Source organism: Halorientalis sp. IM1011, assembly GCF_001989615.1.
In the GTDB taxonomy this organism is placed as follows: Archaea; Halobacteriota; Halobacteria; order Halobacteriales; family Haloarculaceae; genus Halorientalis.
The window spans coordinates 1319483-1330527 of the sequence record NZ_CP019067.1 but is presented as its reverse complement, the minus strand read 5'-3'; the positions used below and the strand labels follow the sequence as shown (position 1 = coordinate 1330527).

The 11045-nt window shown below is 65.6% G+C and carries 8 protein-coding genes; all 8 read left to right on the top strand.

The window, feature by feature from the left end; all coding sequences use genetic code 11:
* Positions 1-48: 48 nt before the first annotated feature.
* Positions 49-1092 carry a 4Fe-4S dicluster domain-containing protein gene (locus BV210_RS06655; RefSeq protein WP_371340833.1) on the top strand — a complete coding sequence of 348 codons (1044 nt, stop codon included), beginning with the start codon at positions 49-51 and terminating at the stop codon, positions 1090-1092.
* Between the two features lie 5 nt (positions 1093-1097).
* On the top strand, positions 1098-2360 hold the full coding sequence (gene nrfD / locus BV210_RS06650) for an NrfD/PsrC family molybdoenzyme membrane anchor subunit (protein ID WP_077205878.1): 1263 nt from the start codon (positions 1098-1100) through the stop codon (positions 2358-2360).
* Positions 2360-5632, top strand: coding sequence for a molybdopterin-dependent oxidoreductase (locus tag BV210_RS06645; RefSeq protein ID WP_077205877.1), 3273 nt, complete (start codon positions 2360-2362; stop codon positions 5630-5632). Before nrfD ends, BV210_RS06645 begins: the two co-directional genes overlap by 1 nt.
* A gap of 5 nt (positions 5633-5637) precedes the next feature.
* Positions 5638-6369 (top strand): molecular chaperone, encoded by a 732-nt coding sequence (locus BV210_RS06640; RefSeq protein WP_077205876.1) that lies wholly within the window; start codon positions 5638-5640, stop codon positions 6367-6369.
* 165 nt (positions 6370-6534) lie between these two features.
* Complete coding sequence (locus BV210_RS06635; protein ID WP_077205875.1) at positions 6535-6963, top strand: 30S ribosomal protein S12; 429 nt, start codon at positions 6535-6537, stop codon at positions 6961-6963.
* Positions 6964-6965: 2 nt separating this feature from the next.
* Complete coding sequence (locus BV210_RS06630) at positions 6966-7580, top strand: 30S ribosomal protein S7 (protein WP_371340826.1); 615 nt, start codon at positions 6966-6968, stop codon at positions 7578-7580.
* A 337-nt stretch (positions 7581-7917) separates the two neighbouring features.
* Positions 7918-9831, top strand: coding sequence for a carboxypeptidase regulatory-like domain-containing protein (locus BV210_RS06625; RefSeq protein WP_077205873.1), 1914 nt, complete (start codon positions 7918-7920; stop codon positions 9829-9831).
* Between the two features lie 464 nt (positions 9832-10295).
* Positions 10296-11021 carry a DUF6230 family protein gene (locus tag BV210_RS06620; protein WP_157525910.1) on the top strand — a complete coding sequence of 242 codons (726 nt, stop codon included), beginning with the start codon at positions 10296-10298 and terminating at the stop codon, positions 11019-11021.
* The last annotated feature ends 24 nt before the right edge of the window (positions 11022-11045 follow it).

Sequence of the window (11045 nt, the reverse complement as noted above, 5' to 3'; positions counted from 1 at the left end):
CTGTATGACGCCGAACCAGCCCAGCCACGACGCGTGGCCGCGACGGAGGTGGTGTCGATGAGTTCCAACGACGCGATGCCGGGCGTCCCGGACACGCCCGACCGGGCCCAGCTCGACGCCATGGTCGACGACGAGCAGGCCGACCCCCGCGCAGAACTCGAGGAGGTCGACTTCTCGACGGAGCTGGGCGTGGCGATGGCCGAAGACGCCAAGGCGGTCTCGCGCGGCGAGATATCGAGCGAGGAGTACTGGCAGCGCTACGACGACCTCGCGGCCGAGGAGTTCGGTGAAGTCTACCGCGAGACGCCGAATCCCGCCGTCGATCATGGTGCCGACCAGACCATCGAGGACGACGTGGCCGAGTCGCTCTCCTGTACCGTCGGCTCGATGGCCTCGATCGCCGAGAGCCTCGAGGAACCGACCGACGGAGACGACGAGGGCGACGGTGACGACGAGGACGATCACCGCTGGGGCATGGTGATCGACCTCCAGAAGTGCGTCGGCTGTGACTCCTGTTCGGTCGCGTGCAAGGCCGAGAACCGCACGCCACCGGGCGTCTCCTACAACGTCGTCATGGAGGAAGAACACGGGGAGTTCCCGAACGTCCAGCGGACGAACGTGCCCCGGCCCTGCATGCAGTGTGAGAACCCGCCCTGCGTGCAGGTCTGTCCGGTGAGCGCGACCTACAAGATGGACAACGGGGTCGTCAACATCGACTACGATCGCTGTATCGGCTGCCGGTACTGCATGATCGCGTGTCCCTACGGCGCACGCTACTTCGACTTCGGCGAGAACTACGACGACGAGGTCGATGAAGCCGGCGAGATTACCAGCCCCGAGTACGGCGTCGACCGCGGCGAGCGCGAACCGAAGAAGTCGCCGGTCGGCAACGTCCGGAAGTGTCACTTCTGTCATCACCGGCTGAACCGCGGCGAGGAACCGGCCTGCGTCGAGACCTGCGTGGGCGACGCCCGCAACATGGGCGATCTGGACGACCCCGACAGCGAGGTCGCTCAGATGGCCGAGTCCACGCGTGCGATGCAGTTGAAAGAAGACGAGGGCACCGACCCGAACGTCTACTACCTGGAGTGATCACCATGGCAACTGATAGCAAACAATTCGACTTCGGATTCCGGAACGGCCGGCTCCGCGTGGCCTGGTACGCCCTGCTCGCCGTCTTGCTGCTGATCGGCGGGTACGCGATGTGGCTGCGCCTCCAGGGCGGTATGCGGAGTACCAACCTCACGAGCATCACGCCGTGGGGCGCGTGGGTCGCCTTCTACATCTACTTCGTCGGCCTCTCGGCGGGGGCCTTCCTCGTGAGCACGCTGGCGAACGTCTTCGGCATCGAGCGACTGCACCGCGTCGACCGCGACGCGCTGTTCGCGGCGATCATCAGCATGGCCGTCGCCCTGCTGTTCGTCTGGACCGACCTCGGCCGGATGGACCGGATGTGGCACCCCTTCGCCTGGCGACAGGTCACGTCCGCGCTCTCCTGGGAGGTCCACGCCTACGTGGCCTACATCTTCGTATTGATGACCGAACTGTACTTCTCGATGCGGTACGACCTCGCCCGCGTCGCCGAGCGCGGGTCGGGCCTGCGGGCGCGACTCGCCGGACTGCTCACGCTGGGCCGCCGACAGCTCACCGAGGAGTCCAGAACGAGAGACCGCACGTGGCTGAAGCGGGCCGGCATCCTCGGCATCCCGCTGGCCATCTTCATGGTCCACGGCGGGACCGGCGTCCTCTTCGCCGTCTCGAAGGCCCGCCCGTACTGGAACAGCGGACTCTTCCCGGTGATCTTCATCGTCTCGGCGGTCCTCTCGGGGACGGCGCTGGTGATGCTGCTGTACGTCCTGCGGACGCGACTGTTCGACGGCGAGCGGGTCGACCGGGACATCCTCGAACGCCTCGCGACCCTACTGGCCGCGTTCGTCATCGTCGACGTGGCGCTGACTGCCATCGAGGCGTTGATCGCGATCGTCAGCCTCCATCCCCACGAGGTCGAGACCTGGCGTCTCATCCTCTTCGGGGAGATGTCGTGGTCGTTCTGGTGGTTCATGGTCGGCATGGGCTGGGTGTTCCCGCTGGTCATGCTCTCGAAACGCGACTGGCGGCGCACCCCGTGGCTGATGGCGGTGGCCGGCCTCAGCGTCGTGATCGGGATCATCGCCGTCCGGTTCAACATCGTCGTCCCACCCCAGATCCGTCCCGTCATGGAGGGACTGCCCCACGGCTCGTACTTCCCCTCGGCCGTGGAGTGGGGGACCAGCATCGGGATGATCGCGGTCGGCCTGCTGCTGTACACGATCGGCGCGGAACTGCTGCCACTGACGCCACTCGACGGAGGTGATCACTGATGTCCACCGAACCTGACGACGACGAGCGTACCGACTCCGGCGGCGCATCGCTCACCAGACGCGACCTCGTGAAAGCGGTCGGGAGCGTCGGCCTCGTGGCCGGCGCGAGCGCCGCGACCGTGAACGTCGACCTCGACGACCTCTGGAGTGACGACCCCCACTACGTGGGCGAGGACTACGGCGAGTACGGCGCGAGCGACGTGATCCACACCACCTGCGGGCAGTGTAATACCTTCTGCCCGATCAAGGTCCGTATCGCCGACGACGGGGCCGACAGCGGCCAGTACAGTTCGCTCGTCCGCAAACTCGCCGGCAACCCGTACTCCTTTCTCAACACCCAGCCGTTCTCGCAGGTCCCCTACGGGAGCGACCCCGCGGACGTGGCGACGGGCGACCTCGAGGGCACCGGCGACGTCGACACCGACCGCTGGTCGCTGTCGGGCGGGCGGATCTGCCTGAAGGGCCAGGCCGGCATCCAGACGGCCTTCGACAGCTACCGGGTCCGCAAGCCGATGAAACGGGTCGGCCCCCGGGGCTCCGGCGAGTGGAAGACCGTCTCCTGGGAGCAGGCCATCACGGACATCGTCGAAGGCGACGAGGAACTCGGCCACCCCGGACTTCGCGACCTGTGGGGGTACGCTCCCCAGGAGGCGGTGATGGCCGACTGGGAGGCGGTCCAGAACGACGAGATGGACAAGGCGACTTTCGACGAGAAGTGGGGCGACGACCTGATCGACACCGACCACCCCGATCTGGGACCGAAGGCCAACCAGATCGTCGACGTGGGCGGATTCCGCCGCAACTTCATCCGGACCCGGCTCTGGCACCAGGGGCTGGGCTCGATCAACAGCGTCCACCACGCCGGGACCTGCGGGTTCTCCAGCGTCCTCGGGAACGTCCGCTCCCACGACGCCCCGAAGAAACGCCAGTACCCCGACATCGAGAACTGCGAGTACCTCCTCGTGTGGGGGACCAACCCGATGGTCGCCAACAAGGGGCCGACCTGGCTCGCCCCGAAACTGACCAACGCCATCGCGGACGGGATGCGGATGGACGTGGTCGACCCGCGGCTCTCGAAGACCGCCGAGAAGGCGGACACGTGGGTCCCGGTCGAACCCGGCGCGGACGGCGCGCTCGCGCTCGGGATGGCCCGCTGGATCATCGACCACGACCGCCACGACCGCGAGTACCTCCGCAATCCCTCGGAGAGTGCCGCCGAGACCGACGGCGAACCGACCTGGAGCGACGCGACCCACCTCGTCCTCGTCGACGAGGACGCCGGTCCGAAAGCCCGCGCGTCGGAGCTTGGGCTGGTCGCCGAGGACCACGATTTGGCCGAGGACTTCGTCGCTGTCGACGCCGACACCGGCGAGTTGGGGCCGGTCAGCGAGATCGAGACCGCCGTCCTCGACGTGTCGATGACCGTCGACGGGGCCGCCGTCGAGAGCGTCTGGAGCCAGTACCGCGACCGCGTCTTCGAGCACACCGTCGCCGAGTACGCCGAGATGGCTGGCGTCTCGGTCGACCGACTCACCGAGATCGCCGACGAGTTCACCAGTCACGGCAAGCAGGCGGCGATCATGGCCTACCGCGGCCCGGCCAAACACACCAACGGGTTCTACAACACCCGCGCCATCGCCACCCTCCAGCACCTCATCGGGAACTACGACTGGAAAGGGGGCCAGATCACGCCCTACGCCGGCTACGACACGATGTCGGGCCGCTACCAGCTCGGGCAGGTCCCCGACGGCCACTCGCCGTGGGGCATCCCGCTCCTGCGTGGCGGTGTCAACTACGAGGACACCTCACTCTTCGAGCGCGACGACGGCTACCCGGCGAAGCGGCCGTGGTTCCCCGTCGCGCCGCCACAGGCCACCCAGGAACTGTACGGGAGCGCCGCCGACGAGTACCCCTACGGCATCGAGGCGCTGTTCATCCGGCCGTACTCGAACAACCACGTGATGGCGATCGCTGGCGGCGACCAGATCCCGGACATTCTGGGCGACCCCGACACCATCCCGCTGGTCGTCGCCTCGGACACGGTGATCGGGGAGACCAGCAAGTACGCCGACTACATCCTGCCGGAGCCGACCTACCTCGAACGCTGGGAGAACTTCGGCACCTACCCGAACAAGCGACTGGCCGACGAGAAGATCAGCCAGCCCGCGGTCAGCGTCGTCCCGGACGCGCGTCCGTTCGAGGAGGTGTTGATCGACCTCTGGAAGGAACTCGACCTCCCCGGCGTCGGCGAGGGTGCGATCCCCGACAGCGACGGGGAGCTGTGGCCGCTCCACCAGGCGGAGGACTTCTACCTGAAACTCGCCGCGAACATCGCCTACTCCCGGGAGCCGGTTCCCGACGCCGGCGAAGACGAGTTGCGGGTCTTCCGCGAGAGCCACGAGAAGGGACTTGGCGACGCCTTCGACCTCGACCGCTGGAAACAGGCCGTCACGGCCGCGGAGTGGCCGAAGGTCGTCACCGTGCTCAACCGCGGCGGGCGCTTCGAGGAACCGGTCGAGGACTACGGCGACCGCTTCGCCGAGTACGGCCACGAGTACGACTACGCCGAGCGCTTCCCGGATTCGAACGCCTACGACGGCGAGAAGATGCGCTACAAACTCGGCTCGCGTGTGGACTTCTACAGCGAGGTCGTCCCGAACGGCAAACACGCCTACACCGGCGAGCGCTTCGACCCGCTCCCGCGCGTCGACGACGTGGAACACTACAGCGGCGAGGTGCAGGCGTCGGTCACGGGCGACGGCGACCCCGACCGGCCCCTGCGGCTCATCAACTGGAAGCCTCGGACCCAGGGGATGCACCGGACCACCAACAGCCCGTGGCTGCGGGAGACCCGCCCGGAGAACCCGGTGTGGATCAATCCCCGCGACGCCGAGGAACGCGGGATCGAGAACGGCGACGAGATCAGTATCGACGCCGGCCGCCGCGAGGTCGAAGGGATCGCGATGGTCACTGGCGGTATCCGTCCGGGCGTGGTCGGCGCGATGTGGGGCTGGGGCCGGAGCGGCGACGGCGCGACCGCGGAGACGATCGACGGTGCCACCCGCGGCCCGGTCGAGGCCGACGGGCACACCCCCTACCGGTTCGACGAACCGATGACCGAGGAGGCGGGGCTGGCGAAGGGCCGGGACGCCGGGTTCGCCATCAACCACCTCCAACCCCTCGACGCGGAACTGGGTGACACCGGCCTGTCGGATCTCGTCGGCGGGAGCAACGCACAGTACGACGCCTTCGTCGAGATCGAACGGCGGTGATTCCGATGGGAGGACACACCCAGGGCCGGGACGAACGGCCCGACGACACCGCGCCCCCGACGCCCGCCGCGGACGGCTCGGTCGCCCGGGCGAGAGCGAGCGTCTACGGACTGTTGGCGGCGGCCTTCGACGGCGAGGCCGAGACGCTGGCGACCGCACTCGAAGACGGGACGTTCGCCCGACTCGGGGCCGAACTCCCGGCCGAGATACCGACCGATGCGCTCACCCGCGCCGACCTCGACGCCGAGGCGCTCCGGGTCGGCTACGACAACCTGTTCGTCGTTCCGGGGCCCCACTACGTCCCGCCGTTCGCGTCGGCTCACGCCGACGACCCCAGCGAGTCCTTCGAATCGGACTCGCCGTACCACGACGAGGGTGCCGCCGGCGAGTTGCTCGGCGACCCCGCGGCGACGATGGCTCGGCTGTACGCCCAGGTCGGCTTCGAACCCGACCGAGGTGACGGGATCCCGGACCACGTCGCCGCCGAACTGGAGTTCATGTCTGCCCTCTGTTCCCGAGAGGCGACGCTTCGAGAGCGCGACGGCGACGGAAGCGAGATCGAGACACTCCGTGACCTCCAGCGGACGGTGGTGACCGAACTCGGCTGGCTCGACGCGTTCGACGATGCCGTCGCCGAGGAAGACACCGTCGAGGGGACCTTCGCCGCGCTGACTCGCCTCGCACGCACGTTCGTCGCCTGGGACGCCCGCGACGGCATCCCCTGCGACGGTGACTGACTCGTCGGCGACACCACATTCTCCGGGGTCTGTCGCACGACTGTCGCCTGTTGGGGCCAGCGTCGCGAACGGTTGGTACGGCGTCCCATCCCGTGAGACGCGGCGGGGTCGTCGCTGGTTCGAAAGAGGACGCTTAAGTAGCTCGGTTGGGTACGGACGGGTACTATGGCGAACGGCAAATACGCCGCGCGCAAGCTCCGGAAGGACCGCCAGAAGCATCGGTGGTCCGACTCGAAGTACGCGCGCCGAGAGCGGGGACTTCGGGAGAAGTCCGACCCCCTCGAGGGTGCACCTCAGGGTCGCGGTATCGTGCTCGAAAAGACAGCTGTCGAGGCCAAACAGCCCAACTCCGCGGTCCGGAAGTGTGTCCGCGTCCAGCTGATCAAGAACGGCAAACAGGTGACTGCCTTCTGTCCGGGTGACGGTGCTATCTCCTTTATCGACGAACACGACGAGGTCACCATCGCCGGGATCGGCGGCGCGAAGGGTCGCGCGATGGGCGACCTCTCCGGTGTCAACTACAAGGTCGAGAAGGTCAACGGCGTCTCGCTGATCGAACTCGTCCGCGGGAACGCCGAGAAGCCGGTCCGCTAATCATGAGCAGCGACGCACCCGAGCCGGAGTCCCCTGCCGGCACCGACGAGGAGGAGAGCGCGCCCGCGAAGCTGTTCGGGCAGTGGGAGGTCACGGACATCGAGTACTACGACCCCTCCACCGAACGTTACATCACGGTCACACCCATCGCGCACACGATGGGTCGCCACGCCGGCAAGCAGTTCAAGAAAAGCGAGATCTCCATCGTGGAGCGGCTGATCAACCGGCTGATGCAGACCGAGGAGAACACGGGCAAGAAACAGCAGGCGACCCGGATCGCCCGGGAAGCCTTCGAGATCGTCAACGAGCGGACCGACGAGAACCCGGTCCAGGTCCTCGTCCAGGCCGTCGAGAACAGCGCCCCCCGGGAGGAGACCGTCCGCCTGAAGTACGGTGGCATCTCGGTCCCGAAGGCCGTCGACGTCGCGCCCCAGCGCCGGGTCGACCAGGCGCTGAAGTTCCTCGCCGAGGGCGTCTACCAGGACTCGTTCAAGACGCCGACGGACGTCGAGGAAGCGCTGGCCAGCCAGCTCGTCGGCGCGGCTAACGACGACGTGAGCACCTACGCCGTCAACCAGAAAGAAGAGAAAGAACGCGTCGCGGCAGCCGCTCGCTAATTCTCACGCTGCGTTTTCGATTTATCTCGCATCCACTTCGATAGCCAAGGCTGTGTGTTCCCGCACGCAAATTCTATCACCTCGAACCTGTTGGTAATAAATAACCGTCCATATCCGGGGCAATCCTAAGCATGATGTCCCTGTCCAGTATCCCCGTAGTGGCAACGACGCCAGGACGACATGTGGTGTGTCACGCGCACGCGTTCGAGCGTGCAACGAGGGAACGAGAGACGACCCGCAGGTAGTGGGGCCTGCGGACGGGACGCCTCCAGTCCCGGTGTTGGGGGGTCGTGCCACGGCGCTGACAGCGGTCAGCGTGTATCAGATGGAGCAAACTATGGGATTCGACAAGGGAACGATAACTAACGGAACGGTCGTAACGATCTCCCTGCTCGCCATCGTCGGGTTACTGCTAGTGGGTGCCACACCGGCAGCCGCACTGGCTAACGAGACCACCGACGACGGGCCACCCGAGTTCGACTTCAACATCGACGACGGAGCGAACTTCGGGTTCGACGGGGACAACAGTTCAGCGGACGAACCGACCTTCGACTTCGGCGACGTCAGTGACGAATCGTCGTTCGACTTCGGCGGCATCGGCGACAACGGCGATGCGCCGGACTTCAGCGGTATCGGTGACAACGGCGATGCGCCGGACTTCGGCGGTATCGGTGACAACGGAGAAGCACCGGACTTCAGCGGTATCGGCGACAACGGCGATGCACCGGACTTCGGCGGCATCGGTGACAACGGAGAAGCACCGGACTTCGGCGGCATCGGTGGCGATGACGGCGACGACGGTGACGACGGACAGAACGGCGGTGACGGTAACGAAACCGCCCCGGCCAATTTCCAGGTCTCGGTTGACAGCACCAACTCGCCGGTGACGGAAGGCGAGACGCTGACCGTCGACGCGACGGTCGAGAACACCGGTGACGAGTCCGGGACCCAGACTGTCCAGCTCCTCATCGACGGCAGTGAAGCAGACAGTCAGGATGTCAACCTGAACGCCGGCGAGACCGGATCGGTCTCCCTCTCCTGGGCGACCACGTCCGGTGACGCCGGCGACCACACCGCCACCGTCAGTACGGAAGACGGCGACGCGTCTACCTCGGTGACGGTGAACGCACCGGACACGACGGGGACGGTCGAAGGGACCGTCTCCGACGCCAGTGGCAGTGCGATCGACGGCGCGACGGTCTCTGCTGGCAGCCAGTCTACGACCACGTCGGCCGACGGGAGTTACACCCTGACGCTCGACGCGGGCGACTACACGGTCGAGGCCAGCGCCCAGGGCTACAACACGTCCTCGCAGGATGTCACTGTGACCGCCGGCGAGACGACGACCGCCGACTTCACGCTGAGTGAGAGCGTCACGACGGGGACGGTCGAAGGGACCGTCGTCAACGTTAGCAGCGGAAACGGAATCGACGGGGCGACTGTCTCGGCTGGCAGTCAGTCCACGACCACGTCGGCCGACGGGAGCTACACCCTGACGCTCGACGCGGGCGACTACACGGTCGAGGCCACTGCCGAGGGCTACAACACGTCCTCGCAGGATGTCACTGTGACCGCCGGCGAGACGACGACGGCCAACTTCAATTTGGAATCGACCGACTCGGGAACGCCGCAGTACCAGTCGTTCACGGCCTACACCGAGAGCGGCTACCTGCAGGTCGGGACGAACGACCTGCGTTCGGAACTGCCCGACTGTCCGAACGGTGAGCCCGAGAACGAGTCCAAGGGCTGTGTGAAGTTCACGGCAGACCTGGACCCCGATACGGGCGACTACACGGTCCAACCGGAGAACTTCCACTTCCCGCCGATTCCGTTCGACGATACCACGCTGGGGACCGTCATGGCGAACAACACTGCAGCGGACACTATCACCGGGAACATCGACATCGAAAGCGGTACTGGGTCGTTCAGCGCGCCGATCAAGTCGTACCTCGAAGACCCATTGTTCGCTGACACTTGCGCTCTCGACGTCAACGTCCAGGGGACGACCGGGACGAGCGGCGACCTCACCGGTGATCCGGGTGCGCTTCAGCCGAATGGCACGGCCCGCGCGACGGTGGTCGACGGGACCTTCAGTATCCCCAAGACGACCTCGGAGGTCTGTGGCTCGTGGAACAGCACCATTAACAGCGACGTCGGCCTGCCTGCCGGATCCGGCGAGAACGAGATCGTCCAGAACCTCTACATCGTGTTCCACGAGGAACCGGTTAGCGAGGTCACGAGCGGCAACTGATCGAACCGACGGGGTTCGATCGACCAGCGATTCGTGTTCTTTTTTCGCAACTGGGCGAGCGATAGCTGTGCTCGACCGGGCGGAACGAACTGTGAACGGTACCACTCGGTAACAGAACCGATTCGTTCCGCCGACGATCGGTCCGAATACCCACGGAGTCGTGCAGTTTCAGATACGGTATCTCGGAGCGAAAGCCGCCATTTAGTATATTGGTTATAAATGACCGTCTATGTCCGGGGTAACACTCAGGGATGAGTCAGTATGTGTGTTTCAATGACGTGGTAAGCGGACGAGACGATTGGAACTCTCCCGTAACGGCGACCGTGCTCTCGTGGGGAGAATCACGGTCACCGTACTCCCGTGGTGTTGGGGCCTGACACCGGTCTGGTGTCGGGCGAGAGGGGGAGATCGACGGAACGTCGCATGCCACGCGTGCATAGCGCACGAACGAGAGTGAGAAATCAATGTACGACAAAAGCATACTCGCAAAAAGTACGGGTGCATCGCTTGGGGTGGTCGCGATCGTCGGCCTGCTCTTCGTGAGCACGGGCACGGCGTTCGCGATGCCTGTCGCAGGTATCGGTGGCTTCACGATTTCGGCTGATACGATCGAGGGCGAGGGCATGATCCTCTACCCCGGTTCGTCTGATGCCGAGAATTCCACGGACGTTTCCAGTGGAAGTAACGCCGACGTCAACAACCAGTACCCGGTTGGTGTCGTCGAGCTCGATAGCACCGAGATCGAAGGCATGCAACTGAAGAAGGTGTTCGACCTTCAGAATTACAGTGGCGGTGTCATGCCTGGGAAGGCTCGGATCGTGATCGCGGCTAGCGGCAACGTGTCGTCTGGCACGCTCATGATGAAGACGCCGCAGCTGTCCGCCGACGAAGCGGTGTTCTCCGGCATGGAGATCGACGAGAACCGGGTCGACAGTGCCCGCGACATCTCCAGCTGGCTCGAACTCCGCACCAACCAGGATCCGGAGAACCCGATCGGTGGTGTTCCGGATACCATCGCTGGTGAGCGGAACAAGAACTACACCGGTGGCGCTAACCAGACTGGCATGGTCATGAAGGACCCGTACATCCGTGCGACCTACCTGGCCACCGACACCATCACGATCCCCGGCATGCAGCTCGAGGTGCAGTACGACAACGACAACGACGGCACCTACGAGTGGGCCAGCTAACGACAGCCAGCTAACCGACCAACC